This is a genomic window from Pseudomonadota bacterium (assembly GCA_010028905.1).
In the GTDB taxonomy this organism is placed as follows: domain Bacteria; phylum Vulcanimicrobiota; class Xenobia; order RGZZ01; family RGZZ01; genus RGZZ01.
Map to the genome: position 1 here is coordinate 1 of RGZZ01000062.1, position 16,290 is coordinate 16,290.

Here is a 16,290-nt window from a genome sequence, read left to right on the forward strand (position 1 = left end):
TCCGACGTGGCGATCGCGGCATTGCCCAGCGCGTTGATGCGTGCCGTAAGCTCCGGCGGCATGCCCGCTGGACCGAACAGCCCGTGCCAGATCGCCACATCAAAGCCCGGGACGGCGGAGGCGATGGGCGGGATTTCCGGCATGGCGGGAGAGGTGCGCGCGGTGGTGATGGCGAGGCGAAGACCAGCGAACGACCCCGGCCCGACAGCTACCGCGATGCGGCCCAGCGCAGACGCTTCGATGCGGGCCTCTTCGAGGAGAGACATGACCATGGGGAAGAGCACCCGCAGCTGCTCTCCCGGCCGGCTCGCCGTGCGCTCGAGCACGCCGTCGGCCGTGGCGAGCGCGACGCTGCAGACCTCACTCGAGCACTCGAGTGCGAGCACCGGCTTCACGAGGGTTCCAGGCGCGCGAGCATGCGCGCGTGCACGGGGCCGGTAGCCTCGACCGTGATGCTGCGGCGGTCGTCTCCCGCGTGCGCGAGAACCACCTCGATGCGATCGGGGGGAAGGGCATCAGCGATGCGTGAAGCCCATTCGACCACACATAAACCGTCTCCCCAGAGATATTCATCGGCGTCGAGATCGTCGAGCTGATGGCTTCCCTCAAGACGATAGGCGTCGAAGTGGTAGATGGGCAGTCGCCCCTTGTAGACGCGCATGAGCACAAAGGTGGGGCTGGCCACGGGCTCGAGCGCACCGAGCTCCCCCGCAAGCCCCTGGGTGAACGTGGTCTTGCCCGCACCGAGGTCGCCCTCGAGTGCGATGACCGTTCCCGGTTCCACCACCCGCGCAAGCGACCGTGCAAGCGCCTGCGTCTCGGCGGCTGATGCGGTGACGACGTGCATGTCAGCCTTCCGTGCCTCGAGAGACGATCTTCCCCACATCGGGGAGAGGCATCTCCATCGTGGCTGCAGTGTGCCCTTCGACATGGAGATGCTCGAGATCTCCCAGCGGTGTGGCACAGATCTCGCGTCCCCTTCGGTTCAGCGCCGCGAGCAGAAGGTTGCGCTCCGATGAAGAGGCCAGGGCAATGAACACCTGCGTCGACCCGGAGAGCGTCACGACCCAATCGCACGCGCGCTGCTGCCACGCCTCCGGCAGCCCCTGCAACGGGCCGTCGAGAAATGCCGGCAAGACCCCGGGTCCCCCCTGACGAGCGCGGGTCCCCTCGAGCAGCAGCGCGATCAGGCGCGAAGACGTGGCGCCCAGCCCCGTGGGCGGCTGCCAGGGATCTTCGGAACGCTCGCGGACCTCGACGGCAAGACGCCGCTGCGTCTCGCGCACGCGCATCTCAAGCGAGGTCGACGTGATCTCAGCCCAGGCCTCTGCCAGCGCGTCTTCGAACGAGGTCGATGTGAGGCTGCGCGGGGCCGCGGGAAGCGTGGAGCTCCCCGCCTCGGTCATGCCCACCTGTTCGAGCGCGGCAACCTCGCCGAGCAATCGCGCGTGTGCGTCGTGGGCCAGCCGTGCCTTCTCCTGGAGCACCTCAACGCTCTCCACGTCTTCTCCAGCAGCCGCATCGGGCCCGTGCGCATCGGCAAACCGCTCGACCGTGGCACGTGCCTCGTCGAGCTGCTGGCGAACCACTGCTTCGTCGACCCCGCGAAGGACAGCGCCGATCTTCTCCTCTGTGAGCGCAACGCGCGCCTGCAGGCGCTCGAGCTCCCGCCTTCCGAGAACCGCCGACTGCACCTCTGATTCTGACGTCACCCCCATCTGTGCCAGTGCTCGCTCGTGCTCCTCACGATGCAGCGCCTCGGCCTGCACGAGCGCTGCCCTGCGCGCCTGCCCCTCGGCCAGGCGCGCATCGATGTCGTCACGTTCCTTGCACAGCGCGCCAACGTCGCGCCAACGCTCGAGGAACGTCTCCACCGCGGCGGAGGTGACGCGCTCTCCCGACGCAAGAGCGCCGCAGCGCACGAGAACCTGGGCAGCGTGCTCACCATCGGTCTCCGGCACGACTCCGGCCTCGGCCAGATCGCGCTCGAGCACCGCGCGATAAGACCGCACGGTCTCCACATCACGCTGCAGCGCCTGCAGCTCTCGGTGCAGGGTGCGCACCTCGAGCACGGTGTGGACACCCACCGCCTCGACCGTCTTGCGCAGGGCCAAGCGAGCCGCCTCGATGGTCGTCTGCAAGACCGACATCTCACGCTCGACCCGCGCGATCTCGTGGGTGGCGATCTTCAGGCGCCCCCCTTCGATGAGCATCTTGATCAGCATGGGCAGGCCGGCCAGCATCACGAGACCGCCAACGCCCACGAGCGACTCACTCGGAAGCCACAGGTGGAGGCCGAGAATCATGGCCCCCGTGACGAGGAACGACACCCCGAAGAGCATCCACCGTCGAACCAGACCCGCCGCCTCCGCACGAGCCGCGATGTGACGAGCCTGCTCGGCGGTCTTGGCGTCGAGCTGCTCGGTTCTGGCCAGATCTCGCTCCTGATCGGCCAGAGCGATCTCGAACAGCTCGTGGTCGTCGACGTGCGCGAAGCGCTGGGCCACCTCGGCAAGGCGCTGCTCGACCTCGGCCTGCTTCTGACGAAACCCTTCGAGGTCGCGCTGCTTCCCCTCGAGCCCGGCAGCCGCACCGGCGCCCTTTGCCTTGAAGGCACGCACGGCGTCGACGTCTCGCTCGGAGATCGACAGGAAGGCGCTGCCTCCCGCAAGACGATCCTCGATCTCACCGCGCCTGGCCTTCTCGCGACCGTGTGCAGCGTCGAGCTCGGCGATCTCGTTGCCGCTCGCGCGCATCCGCTCACCCGCGCGAATGACGCCATCTCGAGCATCGCGATCGATGTTTGCCCAGGCCGCGTTCCGATCGACCTCGGCACGAAGCCCATCGAGCTCGGCGCGCAGGTCGCGTGCCTCCTGGAGGCGACCACCCAGCACCTCAACGACAGCGCACGCATGGCGATGCGCGTGCAACGCTGCCTCATGACGCGCCTCGGCTTCGCGTCGCCGCGCGCTCTCGAGGGCTGTCGCCGCCCCGGACGACGCCACCTCGACCTCACGATCGTCTGTCTCGAGATGCAGCCCCGCAAGTCCCGGACCAGGAGCGCGAGGGTCGGAGACCGCCAGCTCCGCGCCCGCCCGATCGTCACGCACGCGCGTCGTCCCGTCTGCCAGATCGCGCATCAGCGTGTAGCGCATGGGGCCCACCGAATAGGTCACACGGGCCACGAAGGGGCTGCCGCCGCGTGGACGCGCGAGCTCGCCGTGCGGGCCGCCGTCGTCGCAATGCCACTGGCCCGGCCCGAGAAGAGCGTCGCGCAGGCAGTTCAGCACACTCGTCTTGCCGCACCCCGGAGGACCGTGGAAGAGGTTGAGGCCGCGCGAGGGGACGACGCGCAGGTCGGCCAGACGGCCGTAGCCGCGAATGACGAGATCATCGATGTGCATGAAGACCGGAGCCGCTGTCTTTCACTGGAATGGTCTGAAATTCCAGAAGTGCGCGAGAGGCTCCTCTGTGCGCAGAAGAGACGAGCGCGCCTCGCCGCGTGAGGCGGTCAGCGGTGCCGCGCGTCGATGGCGGCCGCAGCCGCGACAGCGCGCGCGCGAGCCGACGGGTCCGGATCGGTCGCGCCCAGGCGCTGGAGAACGATGCAGGCGCGGGCATCTCCCACCTGCGCCAGTGCGTCGCAGGCCGCGCCGCGCACCTGCGGATCGGCGTCTCGGAGGATGGCCAGCAGCAGGGCGCGGGTTGCCGGGTCGCTCAGCCGCGCCAGCGCGCCGATGGCTTCCAGCCGCACCGCCTTCGAGACCTCGGCGGGCGCGATCTCGAGCAGGACGCCTCGCGCGCGACTGTCATCGCCCCCCACGGCAAGCGCCACCGCCGCGGCGAGCTGCATCTGCGGATCCGGATCGCCGAGGAACGGGCGCAACGCAATCATCAGGTCGCTCGCGTGGGCGGGGTCGAGCTCTGACAGAACCAGGCCCGCCTGACGGGTGACGCGCAGCCGGTGGGGCCCCGCCAGGCCATCGATAAGCGTGCGCATCGGTGCGTCTGCGCCGAGGCGAATGGCACGCGCGATCAGCGCGGCGCTGGCTTCATCGGGCGCTTCCTCGGCCAGGCGCAGAAGCACCGTCTCGAAACCCACAACGGCGTCGCCGGCGCGCGCCCTGAACGCAGGGTCATCAAGGGCGCGAAGTCCGATCGCGGAAGAGCGCCGCACCTCAACGTCTGCGTCGAGCACACCGCTCGCAAGTGCCTCGAGCGCTTCCCGGGTCGGCACGCCATACAACGCCTCGATCTCGGCGCTCAAGAGGCGAGCGCCTCCTCGAGGTGCGCGCGAAGATTCGCCAGGGCCAGGGCAGAGAAGCGATTCGCCACCCAGTCGAGCCGCTGGAACGCATCGAGCTCCGCACGTACCCCGTCGCTCCCCTTCAGGTCGGCGAGAAAGCGCAGGTTCGCGCAGCTGTCGAGGGTGTTGAACCAGGTCACGGTCTGGGGACGCGAGGCCACCTCCGGGAACCCGATGCGCAGGCCGCTGCCCAACAGGTTGTAGGCCGCCTCGAGGTCCCACTCATAGCGCCTCGCGCGCGCCCCGCGCAGGACGACCGCCGCCGCCTCGGGACCCAGCACAAACACCCCGGGCTGCAGATCGCGCTGCCCATCGTGCGGACGTCCCGCGGCGCGCGCCAAGACCCAGGCCTCGAAGGCCTCGGCGAGCACGCGATCGATGCCCCCCTCGTCTTCGAGCGGGAGATGGATGAGCGTGCGCTGAGGAATCGCGGCATGCCAGTCGGAGCGCTCGACCTCGGCGAGCATGTCTGCGATTGCGTGCGGCGCGTGCTGCCCATCGGCGTCGACGAGCACGCACCAGGGGGCACCGGTGAGCGCCGCCTCCTGCAGTGCGGCCGTGCGCGCAACCCCGAACCCGCGCCGCCGAGGCGAGAAGGAGAGCAGGTCGACATGGGTGGCCAGACGCGCGAGATCGTGGAGCCCTTCCCACTCGTCGACCACGAGCGCGAGCGCGCACCCCACGCGGGTCTGCGCGCCTGGCGGGTGGTGCAGCGGCGCGAAGGCCTGACGGCAGTCGTCGAGAAATCGCGACAGCGGGTCTTGCGGCAGGCGGTACGACATGGCCGACACCGCGGCCCGTACGGGAAGATCTTCGAGGCGCACGTTCAGTCGAGCGCGTCGCGCAGCGCCTTGCCCGCCGTGAACACGGTGATGCGCCGATCATCGATGTGTATCTTCTGGCCGGTGCGCGGATTGCGTCCCTCGCGCCCCTTGCGCTCGCGCACCTCGAAGCTGCCGAAGGGGATGAGCTGCACCTTCTCCCCCTCCTGAAGCGCGAGACGGATCTCATCGAGAACGGCTTCCACGCACTCGGCCGCTTCCTTGCGGCGTCTGTTCAGACGATTGGCAACCCTCTCCACGAACTCTGCCTTCGTCAAGACAGCCCTCCTCCTGCCGCCGTGCGCCTGGATTGCCGGCGAGCGTTCCTCTGCGTTGTCATCGGAACGTTCCCATCCACCGCCTCACATCCCTTCGGCCCCGACTGACAGGGAGAGGCGAGGGCCACCGAGAATCGGCCCGTCGGAGGAGGACGAAGCACGATGGCGCCCCCCATCCCGTTCACCCAGAACTACGAAGATCTGTCGACCGATCGCGGGTTCCAGTTCAAGTTCTACTGCGACCGATGCCACAACGGCTACATGTCGGCGTTCCAGTACAACGTCACGGGCATGGCAGGCGATTTCATGCGCGCGGCCGGCAACTTCCTCGGCGACGTGTTCGGGCGCGCGGCCGATTCCGCCTATGACATCCAGCGAGCCGTGGGAGGCGCCGCCCACGACAAGGCCCTGCGCGCCGCGGTCGAGGAGATCTCGCCGCTGTTCCACCAGTGTCCGCGATGCGGGCAGTGGGTATGCGGCCAGGTCTGCCTGAATGCGCAGAGCAAGCTCTGTGCCGAGTGCACGCCAAAGATCGAGCACGAGATCCCGGCCATCGAGAGCGAGGGCACCATCCTCCAGCTGCGCCGCCAGGCCTATACCGATGCCGTCGATCTGAAAGGTGGGGTCGAGCTGAAGTCGGCCGTGGAAGGCACGACCTGCACCGGCTGCAAGAAGCACGTGGCGCCCGACCAGAAGTTCTGCGTCGAGTGCGGCACGCCCGTTGTTCGCGCCAGCCGCTTCTGCCCGCAGTGCGGGGTGCAGTCCAAGCCCAACACGAAGTTCTGCGGAGACTGCGGCGCACCGCTGTAGCGAGACCGAAAGCTCAGCGGCGCGACTCGAAGACGAGGTGTCCGGCTTCCGGCAGAATGAGACGCGACAGGGCCAACGAGACCGCCTTCGGTGATCCGGGCAAAGCGAACACCGCTCGCCCTCGATACAGCCCGGCCGTGGCGCGGCTGAGCATGGCCGCTGCGCCCACCTGCTCGAACGACAGCATGCGAAAGATCTCGCCGAACCCGGGCATGGGCTTCTCGATCAGCGCAGACACGGCCTCGAACGTGCCGTCACGCGACGAGAGGCCGGTTCCGCCGCTGAGCACCACGATCTGCACGTCATCGCGCGAGACCGCCGCCGCGATGGCCTCGACCACGCGTGCCGGTTCGTCCAGCACGATGCAGTGCGCCACGCAGTCGTGGCCGGCCTGCGCGATGAGATCACGCATGCAGGCGCCGCTCACATCATCATCTGCGGTTCGGGTATCGCTCACCGTAACGGTGAAGAACCCCACCCGACGCGGAGCAGCCTGCTTGTGGGAGAGATCGGTGCGCCCATCGCTCACAGCAGCGTCACCTCCACCTCTTCGCCCGCGGCGCGACCCGAGACGCCCACGGGAATCGTGACAAACCCGTCTGCCCGCGACATCGACGTGATGGCACCGGACTCCTTGAAGGCAGCCGCCGCCTCGCCCTCACACAGACGCACCGTGTAGAGATGGTGCTTGTCGGCCATGCTGGCAATGCCATCTGTGAGCCGGGCGCGCACCGTGGTCTTTCGAGACGGTGGGCGACGGGCGATGCGATCGATGGCGGGGGCGAGGAACCAGTACCCGTTCGACAGGCACGAGGTGGGGTACCCCGGCATTCCCACGACGGGGCACCCCTGAATCCGCGCCAGCATGGTGGGCTTTCCGGGCTTGATGGCAATGCCGTGGAAGAGGATGTCCCCGAGATGGGCGAACGCGTCCTGCAGCACATCCTTCTCGCCCACCGAGCTTCCACCGCTGAGCACCACCATGTCGCAGTGCAGGCCAGCGCGGATGCGCGATTCGATCACCGCCACGTCATCTATGGCGTGCTCGAGCATCTCGACCTCGCACCCCAGCGACGTGAAGAGCGCGTGCAAGGCGTAGGAGTTCACATCGTAGATCTGCCCAGGCGCCACGGGACCGCCGGGCGGCACGATCTCGTTCCCCGTCGCGCCCACGGCGATGCGAGGCCGTCGATAGACCCGCGCGCTGCAGCGCCCCACGGCGGCCAGCGCGCCCACACGCGCGGGCGTGAGCAGCGTGCCCGCGGCCAGAACCTGCTCTCCCGCGCAGATGTCAGACCCGCGACGGGTGATGTGCTGCCCGGGGCGCACGGCGTGAAGCACCTCGATGCGCTCAGCGCCGTGCGGTCCGGCACGGGTGGTCTGCTCCACCATGACCACGGCGTCGGCCCCCGGTGGAACGGGCGCGCCGGTTGCGATCTCGCTGCACGTTCCCGAAACGACCTCACACACGCCAGGCGCGCCGGCGTAGAGGTACTCGATGCAATCGAGCGCAGCGGGCACCTGCGTGGCATCGGCTGCCCGCAGGGCAAACCCGTCCATGGCGGCGCGATCGAAGGGCGGCACGTCGTGCGGCGATGTCACCGATTCGGCCAGCACGCGCCCCACGGCCTCGGTGAGACGCACCTCCTCCGTCTCCTCGACCGGATGCACGGCATCGAGCAGAATCGAGAGCGCCTCCTCGACAGGAAGCAGCACGGTCAACGGTCGCATCAGCTCAGGCTCCTCGGAACGAGATGAGCGCGGGCCGCCGCCGCACGCAGTGAGAAGGGCATGCAACCTCGGCGTCACGCTTCATGGGGGGTGCGCTGTTCGCATCCCGACCCGCCGTCCCCTGCGCGCCATCGGATGGGCGGCAGGGAGGAAGGCGAGACGGTCCGTACATTCCCGCATGAATCGCACCGAGTCGCTCCCCCAGGCTCCCCACCGCCCCTCGTGGGACGCGCTCGAGCGCGTCGCGAGAACCGCGCGCACGAACCGCGAGCGCCTGATCGAGATCTTGCAAGGCTTTCGCGATGGCGGGCTGATGGTGGCCTACAGCGGTGGTGTCGACAGCACATACCTGTTGCACGAAGCGGCGCAGGTCCTCGGTGATCGTGTGGTTGCGGCAACCGCCCTCTCTGAGAGCCTCGCCTCCGACGAGCACCAGCGCGCCCTCGCCCTGGCCCAGCGCATGGGGGTGCGCCTCGCAGAGGTGGAGACCCAGGAGATCGACAACCCGGACTACCGCCGCAACGCCCCCAACCGATGCTTCTTCTGCAAGCAGGAGCTGTTCACGCGGCTGGCCCCCCTGGCGGAGGAGCTGGGCATCGCCACCATCGCCTACGGAGCCATCATCGATGATCTGGGCGATCACCGCCCCGGCGCTGCGGCCGCCACCGCCCACCGCGTGCGCGCGCCCTTGCAGGAGGCGGGACTGTCGAAGGACGAGATCCGCTACCTGAGCCGTGAGGCCGATCTCCCGACGTGGAACCAGCCCTCCCAGGCCTGTCTGTCATCGCGCGTGGCCTATGGCCAGTCGATCGAACCAGAGTGGCTGCGCGCCATCGAAGACGCGGAGCGGTTCATTCGCGGCTTCGGTCTGCATCAGGTGCGCGTTCGCCACCACGGGGTCACCGCGCGCATCGAGGTCGACGCGGAGAACGTGGCGTTCCTTGCCTCGCCGGAGGTGCGCGGGCCCATCGTCGAACGTCTGAAGGCGCTGGGCTACGTGTACGTGACCCTCGACCTGGCAGGGTTTCGAAGCGGCAGCATGAATCTCGCTTCCCCCCCCTCGCCGCGCGCCGAAGACTGACGCGGCGCATCCAACACACCCGCGCTGCCGCAATGCGGCGGCATGAAAGTGAGCCCCTCCCGTGGATCGACATCGGCTGCATCGCCTTCTCGAAGAGGTGCGCGATGGTCGCACGACCGTTGACGGCGCGCTCGGCCAGCTCTCGCGCATGCCCTACGACGACCTCGATTTCGCGCGCATCGACACGCACCGCGCCCTGCGCAAGGGCTTTCCGGAAGTGGTGCTCTGCCAGTGGAAGACCCCACAGCAGACCGCGGAGATCCTCGCGCGCATGGTCAGCCACCATGATCGTGTGCTGGCCACGCGGGCCTCGCACGAGACCTTCGAGCACGTGCGTCAGCGGCTGCCGCAGGCACGGTACGAGGAAGCCGCCCGCATCATCACCATCGGCGAGCCTCCGCCCATCGTGGGAACCCGCCCAGTCGTCGTCGCCACGGGCGGCACCTCCGACCTGCCCGTTGCCGAAGAGGCTGCCGTCACGGCGCGCTGGACCGGTTGCGCTGTAGAGCGCCTCTACGATGTCGGCGTGGCCGGACTGCACCGCACGCTTCTCCATCTCGACCTGCTCGAACAGGCCAGGGTGGTCATCGCCGTGGCGGGAATGGAAGGAGCGCTGCCCACTGTGCTGGCCGGGCTCCTGTCGTGCCCGGTGGTGGCTGTTCCCACCAACATCGGCTACGGCGCGCACTTCTCCGGGCTGGCCCCGCTGCTGACCATGCTCAACACCTGCGCCAGCGGCGTGGCGGTGGTGAACATCGACAACGGCTTCGGTGCCGCCATGTTCGCCGCCACCATCGTGCACGGCGACCGAGGCGACGCCGCATGAGCACAGCACGCATCGAGTGCGTTGGCGGGGCGAGCGGCAACATGCTGCTGGGCGCCCTCATCGACGCGGGCCTCGAGATCACGCCCCTCGAGCAGGCGCTGCGGCGTCTCCCCCTCCCCGCGTTCGACCTGGCCGTCGAACAGGTCGTGCGGCGCGGCGTACGCGCGGTGCACGTCGAAGTTCGCGCCCCGGAAGAGCGCGACGCGCGCCACCTGCCGGACATCACGGCCATCATCGCGCAGGCGGCGCTCCCCTCCGAGGTCATACACCGTGCCATCGCGGTCTTCGAGCGCCTGGCCGACGCCGAGGCCCGGGTCCACGGAATCAGCCGCGACGAGGTGCACTTCCACGAGGTCGGCGCGGTCGACGCCATCGTCGATGTGGTGGGCGTGGTGCTGGGCCTGTCGATGCTGGGCGTCGAAGCCATCGGGGTCTCTCCCCTGCCCGTCGGCACCGGGAGCATCCGCTGCGAACACGGAGAGATGCCCAATCCCGCGCCGGCCACCGCCGAGCTGCTGCGCGGCTGGCCGCTGCGCTTCACCGACATCCCCGGCGAGCTGGTCACGCCGACCGGCGCGGCGCTTCTCACCACGCTGGGGCGCTTCGACCTGCCCCACGCCACCGAAACGGTCGAGCGCATCGGCTACGGCGCAGGCACGCGCGACAGCGACCACGTGGCCAACGTGCTTCGTCTCATCATCACGAGCGACGCGGGCGGTGGGCGCAGCGACAGCGTGGTGCGACTCGAGGCGTGCATCGACGACATGAATCCGCAGATCTTCGGGCACGTCACCGATCGCCTGTTCGAGGAAGGCGCGCTCGACGTGTTCATCACCCCCGTGCTCATGAAGAAGGGGCGTCCGGCGAACCAGATCACGGCGCTGAGCCCGCCCGGCCTCGAAGAGCGGCTGCTGGCCGTGCTCTTCGAAGAGACCACGACCATCGGTGTTCGCGTTCAGCCGGTCGAGCGACGTCTGCTTCCACGTGAGCAGGTGTGCCTGCAGACCTCACTGGGCGAGGTGCGGTTCAAGATCGCGGGCGCGGAGAGCCGTGCGCGTCCGGAGTACGATGACTGCCGCCGCATCGCGCGCGAGCGAGGGATTCCGCTCATCGACGTGATGGAGCGGGTGCGCACCGAGGGAGAAGCTGCGCTCAGAGCGAGAGCGCGGGAGAACTGACGCGCGCCAGGTCGCCCCGCCTCATGCGTGCCTCACGCGGCCCGGCTCATGCCGACGCGCAGCGCAAGAACCGCAGTGCGCGGGATTCGAGCAGGCGATCGAGACCATCGCTGCACCGGCCGATGTAGAGCTGACCGCGGCGAGACCGGAACCGCTCGTGCGCCGCCACGATGGTCGAGATGGCGCGGGTGTCGAGGGATTTCACCTCCTCGAGATCGATCTCCACCCGCAGCGCGCGCGCGGCCAGGAGGTCGTCGAGACATCGCCGCAGCTTCGGGAGAGAAGCGCGACACAGCAGCCGCGTGCAGTCGCGATCAGAGACGATATCGACCTGAAACAATGAGCCATCCAAGATGAGACTGCCCCTTTGTGAGCGATGTGTGTCTGCATGATTCCCCCACGACCCCCTCTGCTCAACAGGCCAACACCCCGGCAGACCAGGGCGGGGCGCTGGGCGGAGGTACCGGCACAGCAGAGAGACCAGCGCCGAAACCCCGAGATCAGTCGGCCAGCCCGAGACGAGCCGCCAGGAGCGCAGCCCGCGTGCGATCCGGGACGGCGAGCTTGCCCACGACGCTCTGCACGTACTTCTTCACCGTCACCTCAGCCAGGTGGAGCTCCTCGGAGATGGCGCGGTTCTGCGCCCCTCTGGCGAGCAGACGAAGCACCTCCAGCTCACGGGGCGTGAGCTGCGAGGTGACGAGATCGAGCGTTGGATCAGAAGTGCGTCGCGTCACGACCTCGGCACCGCGCATGACCCCTTCGAGCAGGCGCGGATGAACCAGGTTTCCCCCCAGCGCGGCCGCTCGCACGGCCACCCCCAGCAGGCCGTGAGGCGCGTCCTTGAGCAGGTAGCCGCTTGCCCCGGCCCGCATGGCGTCGATGAAGTACACCTCGCTGTCGTGCGTGGTGAGAATCACCACACCGATCTGGGGGTGCCGCGCCTTCAGCTCGCGAAGGACCTCGAGCCCGCCCACGTCAGGAAGCTGGATGTCGAGCAGGACCACGTCCGGAACGAGACGAGCTGCCAGCTCGAGCGCCTGCAGACCGCTGGCAGCCTCCCCGACGAGCTCGAGGCCCGGCTCGGCCTGGAGAACGGTTCGAAGGCCCTCGCGAACAACGGGATGATCGTCGACGAGCGCAACGCGAATAGCCGAGTTCAGATTGATCAAGTTCAGGATGCTCCGTGGAAGTAAGAGACGGGACGACTACGGCACCTTGCGGGGCCTATGGAGAGTGTTCCCCAAATGCATCACGCTCAAACTGGTTTCCTCGAATGAGAAACCCCGAAACAAACATCCTCCCGTCGAGCAACAAAACAATCCTTATGAAGTAAACAGCCAATCCATCAGGATTAGTTCGAAGGGTCGCTCCCCGTCTCCACAAGACGCCCCAGGCGCTGCCGCGCCTCGAGGTCATCGGGGACCCGCTCGAGATATGCGTTCCAGTGAGCGGCACTGGCTGCCGCGTCTCCCACGGTCTCGCAGAGCTCAGCCAGACGGCGACGCGCCACCGCAAGGGTCGAATCGATCTCGAGGGCTCTCTCGTAATGGCGCCTCGCATTCTCGTGATCCCGCTGGTCGGCGCAAAGCGAGGCCAGGTTGTAGTGCGCCCAGGCCTCATTGGGATCGAGCTCCGCAGCGCGCTGGAAGTACTCGAGGGCACGATCCCAGCGGCCTTTGCGACGCAGCTGATGCCCCACCCCGATGTAGGCCTGGGCCATGTCCGGCTGCACCTCGATGGCCTTCTGATAGTGCGCCAGCGCTTCATCGGTCTGGGCGCGCTCGGCGTAGGCCGAGGCCAGATGCAGCTGGGCGTCGGCGTTGGCGCTGTCGATCTCGACGGCTTCGCGCAGGAGGCGCAGAGAGGCATCGTGCTCTCCACGGCGCGCCTGAACGAGCCCAGCCCCCAGGAAGACCGTGACGTCGTTGGGCGCGATCTGCATGGCTTTGCGGTAGGCCTCGAAAGCGCCATCGAGATCGCCCGTGGCAAGGCGCAGCACCGCCACGTTCCGCAGCACGTCGACATCGAACGGGTCGAGCGCGAGGGCGCTCTCGTAGCACGCCTGCGCCTTGTCGTACTCCCCCTTCTCGAACCACGCCACGCCGAGGTTGTTGTGGGCGAGCACGTACTCCGGATTGGCCTCGATGGCCTTGGCATACAGCGCCAGCGCCTCCTCGCCTTGTCCCCATTCCGAGAGGATGAGCGCGAGGTTGTTGGACGCAGCCACATGCTGGGGATCGAGCTGCAGGGCGCGCTGGTAGTGCGAGATGGCGCGCCGCACATCTCCCGCCTTGCGCCAGGCGACGCCGAGGTTGAACTGGATGTCGGCGCTCTCCGGCAGCAGCGCCTGCGCCTTGTCGTATGCGACCACCGCTCGCGCGGGCTCGCCCTTCTGCTCCCACGCGCCGCCGAGACCTACCCAGGCGCGGGTCATCGACGGGTCGACGACGGTGGCGCGCTCGTAGTGGAAGATGGCGTCGGCCAGCTCGCCCCGCTGCTGGAAGATGGCCCCGAGGGCGGCGTGCGTGGCGGCATCGTCGGTCTGATCGCGAAGCGCAGCGCGGAAGTGCTCGAGAGCGGTGTCGAGCTCGCCTTTGGTGTACCAGGCCTCGCCGAGAAACCGATGCGCCCACTTGTTTCCCTCTGGATCAAGCTGCAGGGCCAGCGAGAAGTAGCCGATGGCCTTGTCGAGGTCGCCCTCGCCCCGAAACCACATGCCCAGCTCGTGACACAGCCAGCCGAAGCGAGCATCGCACTGCACGGCCTTCTCGTAGCAGGCGACGGCCTGCGGGGTCTCTCCCCTGCGGTCGTGTATCTGGCCCTTGCCGTAGTGGGCGATGGCCTGACGCTCATCGACCGCGATGACGGCCTCGAACAGCGCAAGCACCTCGTCATCGCGCTGCTGGGCCTCGAACATCTCGGCGAGCATGAGATAGGCCGGGATGTACGCGGGGTCGACCTCGATGGTGGAGCGAAGGGCTTTCTCGGCCCCTTCGAGGTTCCCCGCGTCGGCACGCAGGTTGGCCAGGTTGAACCAGGCCTTGGTGAACGCCGGATCGCAGCGCAGCGCGGACTCGAGATGATCGGCGGCGGCCGCCGCGTCACCCCGCTCCATGGCGGTGACACCCAGGTTGAACCAGGCTTCCGCGTAGTCCGGGTCGAGGGAGACGGCCTTCTCGAAGCACGCGCGCGCTCGGTCGGTATCTCGCTTGCGCCCGTAGGCGGTACCGAGATCGCACCATCCCACGGCAAAGGAGGGGTCGGCGCCCACCGCGCGCTCGAGATGCTCGATGGACTTGTCGAGATCGCCCTGACCATCGTAGAGCAGCGCCGTGTGATAGGAGACCAGGGCGTCTTCGGGCTCGAGCTCGCCCGCCTTCTCGAGATAGTAGACCGCCGTGTCAGGCTTGCCCAGACGGGCCCACAGATGGCCGAGCTGCACCAGCACGGCGGCTTCTCCGGGAAGCAGCTCGAATGCCCGCTCGAGAACCTCGACGGCGCGACGCGTCTGCTGCAAGCGCTCGAGCGCGGTGGCCAGGTTCAGATGCGCCTCGACATGACGAGGGTGCACCTCGATCTCGCGCTCGTACGATGCGACAGCCGCGCGCAGATCTTCTCTTCGCGTGTGAACGATGCCGATGTTGAAGTGAAGCCACGGCATCGACGAACGTCGCTGGGTCGCCTCGGCGTAGGCTTCGAGAGCGCCATCGAGATCGCCCTTGCGATTGAGCAGAACCCCCAGGTTGAACCAGTTCGACGCACTCTCTGGGTCGAGGGAGAGCGACCTGCGATAGTGCCCCACAGACGCCTCGACATCGCCCCGTCGGTCAGCGGCCAGGCCCAGCTGCGTGTGCGCGCGCGGTTCGTTCGGGTCGAGCGCGGCCGCACGCTCGAGCGCCTCGACCGCTTCATCGACGCTCCCTTGTGCCAGGAGACAGGTACCGAGCTCGAGATGCACCGAGGCCATGTCCGGATCGATCTCGAGCGCGCGACGAAAAAGGGCCACGGCCCCTTCCACGTCACCCGAGCGCTCGCGGGAGACGGCTGCGCCGAAGGCCGCATTGATGCTCGAGGGGTCGAGCGCGAGCGCGCGCTCGAGATACTCAGCCGCGTGGGTGAAGTCCTCGCGATCTTGATGCAGAACGCCGAGGTTGTAGAACGCCAGGGCGAAGGTGGGGTCGCACGCGATGGCTGCCTCGTAGTGGGCGATGGAAGCCGTCGACTGCCCCATCTCGTGCTTCACGAACCCCAGGTTGTAGTGTGCCCACTTGAGCGTGGGGTCGAGGTTCAGAGCCTGTTCGCAGAGGTCGACCGCCTGCTGGCGACCGGCGGGCCCCACCCACGAGTAGGCAAAGCCCAGGGCGTAGTGCCACAGCGCCTCGTCCGGCTCCTTGTCGCGCTTGAATGCGTAGACCTCGATGGCCTCCGTGACGCGGCCGAGCTCTTTGAGACATCGAATGTGCTCACGCATGAGCTCGACGTTGCGAGGGAACCGCGCCAGCTGCGCGGCGATGGCCGCGAGAGCCTCGCCAGGACGCTTGTGGCGGAGCAGCCGGCGCGCCGCTTGAAGCGAACGCTCGGGCTCCGAGGACGGCACGGCCGTTGCAGCGGCGGGGCCTTTCGTATCGGGCGTGGGCATGGGGGGAAGTTTCACAGGCCCGACGCATCGATCCTGCGTCGCCCGTCGACGCCGCCGAAAAACGTTCACATTCGCTTCACACCGTGTTCACCAAACGGCAACGGGTCGGAAACACGAGCCCGCTACGCTCTCGGCATGAACATCGATCTCCTCTCCTTGCTCGAATCTCTCGAGCGTGCCGTCGAGCGCGCGGAGTCGGCTCTGCGCCGGCAAGCGCGACCCCTCGCAGCCTTGGCCGCCACAGCCTGCCTCGGCCTCTTGCTTCTGCGCCCCCCATCGATTTCGCCCACCGCGTCTCGAACCTCACGCTCGGGCGCTCCCAACGGCGCTCGCGACATAACTGGCCGCCCCTCGACAGACAGGCCGGGAACGACCGCGGGCTCGGCGTCTCCCGCGCCCGCGCCCATAACACATCCGACGTCGCCAGCCGATGGCGCCGCCGCGACGCACCGAGCCGTGCCCCCCTCCCCGCCCGTCGCCATCTACGTCCACGTGGCGGGAGAGGTGGAGCGCCCTGGCGTGGTTCGTCTCCGCGCGGGGGCGCGGGCCTTCGAGGCGGTTCGCGCCGCGGCATCAGCTTCGTTCAGGCGCAGGGGAGATCGCGTGAGGTCGGTCAG

At 68.2% G+C, this 16,290-nt stretch carries 15 protein-coding genes; 4 read left to right on the forward strand and 11 right to left on the reverse strand.

The genetic code is table 11. The features are described from left to right. From tsaB to EB084_06835, 6 genes are all read right to left on the reverse strand, one after another. A partial coding sequence (gene tsaB / locus EB084_06810; GenBank protein ID NDD27959.1) for a tRNA (adenosine(37)-N6)-threonylcarbamoyltransferase complex dimerization subunit type 1 TsaB occupies positions 1-395 on the reverse strand: 395 nt, incomplete at its 3' end. Further along, positions 392-847, reverse strand: a complete 456-nt coding sequence (tsaE, locus tag EB084_06815) for a tRNA (adenosine(37)-N6)-threonylcarbamoyltransferase complex ATPase subunit type 1 TsaE (protein NDD27960.1) — start codon at positions 845-847, stop codon at positions 392-394. The genes tsaE and tsaB, both read right to left, overlap by 4 nt. A gap of 1 nt (position 848) precedes the next feature. Further along, positions 849-3,404, reverse strand: coding sequence for a hypothetical protein (locus EB084_06820; protein ID NDD27961.1), 2,556 nt, complete (start codon positions 3,402-3,404; stop codon positions 849-851). A gap of 107 nt (positions 3,405-3,511) precedes the next feature. Further along, the gene (locus EB084_06825; protein NDD27962.1) at positions 3,512-4,267 is read right to left on the reverse strand and encodes a hypothetical protein; all 756 of its coding nucleotides are present in this window, start codon (positions 4,265-4,267) and stop codon (positions 3,512-3,514) included. Continuing rightward, complete coding sequence (locus EB084_06830) at positions 4,264-5,130, reverse strand: glycosyltransferase (GenBank protein ID NDD27963.1); 867 nt, start codon at positions 5,128-5,130, stop codon at positions 4,264-4,266. Before EB084_06830 ends, EB084_06825 begins: the two co-directional genes overlap by 4 nt. Before the next feature lie 2 nt (positions 5,131-5,132). Next, positions 5,133-5,405, reverse strand: coding sequence for an HU family DNA-binding protein (locus EB084_06835; protein NDD27964.1), 273 nt, complete (start codon positions 5,403-5,405; stop codon positions 5,133-5,135). Positions 5,406-5,567: 162 nt separating this feature from the next. On the opposite strand from EB084_06835, the gene EB084_06840 reads away from it, so the two are divergent. After that, positions 5,568-6,215 carry a zinc ribbon domain-containing protein gene (locus EB084_06840; GenBank protein NDD27965.1) on the forward strand — a complete coding sequence of 216 codons (648 nt, stop codon included), beginning with the start codon at positions 5,568-5,570 and terminating at the stop codon, positions 6,213-6,215. Between the two features lie 13 nt (positions 6,216-6,228). Here the strand turns inward: EB084_06840 and EB084_06845 are convergent, their stop codons facing one another. Beyond that, positions 6,229-6,744: a MogA/MoaB family molybdenum cofactor biosynthesis protein gene (locus EB084_06845; GenBank protein NDD27966.1), complete on the reverse strand. Its 516-nt coding sequence runs from the start codon at positions 6,742-6,744 to the stop codon at positions 6,229-6,231. Then, on the reverse strand, positions 6,741-7,946 hold the full coding sequence (locus EB084_06850) for a molybdopterin molybdenumtransferase MoeA (GenBank protein ID NDD27967.1): 1,206 nt from the start codon (positions 7,944-7,946) through the stop codon (positions 6,741-6,743). Before EB084_06850 ends, EB084_06845 begins: the two co-directional genes overlap by 4 nt. 178 nt (positions 7,947-8,124) lie before the next feature. Between EB084_06850 and larE the strand changes: the two genes are divergently transcribed. From larE to larC, 3 genes are all read left to right on the forward strand, one after another. Beyond that, positions 8,125-9,027, forward strand: coding sequence for an ATP-dependent sacrificial sulfur transferase LarE (larE, locus tag EB084_06855; protein ID NDD27968.1), 903 nt, complete (start codon positions 8,125-8,127; stop codon positions 9,025-9,027). A 61-nt stretch (positions 9,028-9,088) separates the two neighbouring features. Then, a complete protein-coding gene (gene larB / locus EB084_06860) occupies positions 9,089-9,853 on the forward strand; it encodes a nickel pincer cofactor biosynthesis protein LarB (GenBank protein ID NDD27969.1) in 765 nt (254 codons plus the stop codon). Beyond that, entirely contained in the window at positions 9,850-11,031 is a 1,182-nt protein-coding gene (larC, locus tag EB084_06865; GenBank protein ID NDD27970.1) for a nickel pincer cofactor biosynthesis protein LarC, read from the forward strand. Before larB ends, larC begins: the two co-directional genes overlap by 4 nt. A gap of 46 nt (positions 11,032-11,077) precedes the next feature. Here the strand turns inward: larC and EB084_06870 are convergent, their stop codons facing one another. The 3 genes from EB084_06870 to EB084_06880 all read right to left on the reverse strand — a co-directional run bounded on the left by EB084_06870 (position 11,078) and on the right by EB084_06880 (position 15,673). Beyond that, positions 11,078-11,581 carry an anti-sigma factor antagonist gene (locus tag EB084_06870; protein NDD27971.1) on the reverse strand — a complete coding sequence of 168 codons (504 nt, stop codon included), beginning with the start codon at positions 11,579-11,581 and terminating at the stop codon, positions 11,078-11,080. Then, the gene (locus EB084_06875; protein NDD27972.1) at positions 11,532-12,203 is read right to left on the reverse strand and encodes a DNA-binding response regulator; all 672 of its coding nucleotides are present in this window, start codon (positions 12,201-12,203) and stop codon (positions 11,532-11,534) included. The genes EB084_06870 and EB084_06875 overlap by 50 nt, the downstream gene beginning before the upstream one ends. Positions 12,204-12,385: 182 nt before the next feature. Continuing rightward, positions 12,386-15,673, reverse strand: a complete 3,288-nt coding sequence (locus tag EB084_06880; GenBank protein NDD27973.1) for a tetratricopeptide repeat protein — start codon at positions 15,671-15,673, stop codon at positions 12,386-12,388. Between the last annotated feature and the right edge of the window lie 617 nt (positions 15,674-16,290).

Bases quoted from the DNA above. Each gene is read 5' to 3' on its own strand.
- tsaE (NDD27960.1), bottom strand. From the start codon at position 847: ATGCACGTCGTCACCGCATCAGCCGCCGAGACGCAGGCGCTTGCACGG.
- EB084_06820 (NDD27961.1), bottom strand. From the start codon at position 3,404: ATGCACATCGATGATCTCGTCATTCGCGGCTACGGCCGTCTGGCCGAC.
- EB084_06840 (NDD27965.1), top strand. From the start codon at position 5,568: ATGGCGCCCCCCATCCCGTTCACCCAGAACTACGAAGATCTGTCGACC.
- EB084_06850 (NDD27967.1), bottom strand. From the start codon at position 7,946: ATGCGACCGTTGACCGTGCTGCTTCCTGTCGAGGAGGCGCTCTCGATT.
- larE (NDD27968.1), top strand. From the start codon at position 8,125: ATGAATCGCACCGAGTCGCTCCCCCAGGCTCCCCACCGCCCCTCGTGG.
- larC (NDD27970.1), top strand. From the start codon at position 9,850: ATGAGCACAGCACGCATCGAGTGCGTTGGCGGGGCGAGCGGCAACATG.
- EB084_06880 (NDD27973.1), bottom strand. From the start codon at position 15,673: ATGCCCACGCCCGATACGAAAGGCCCCGCCGCTGCAACGGCCGTGCCG.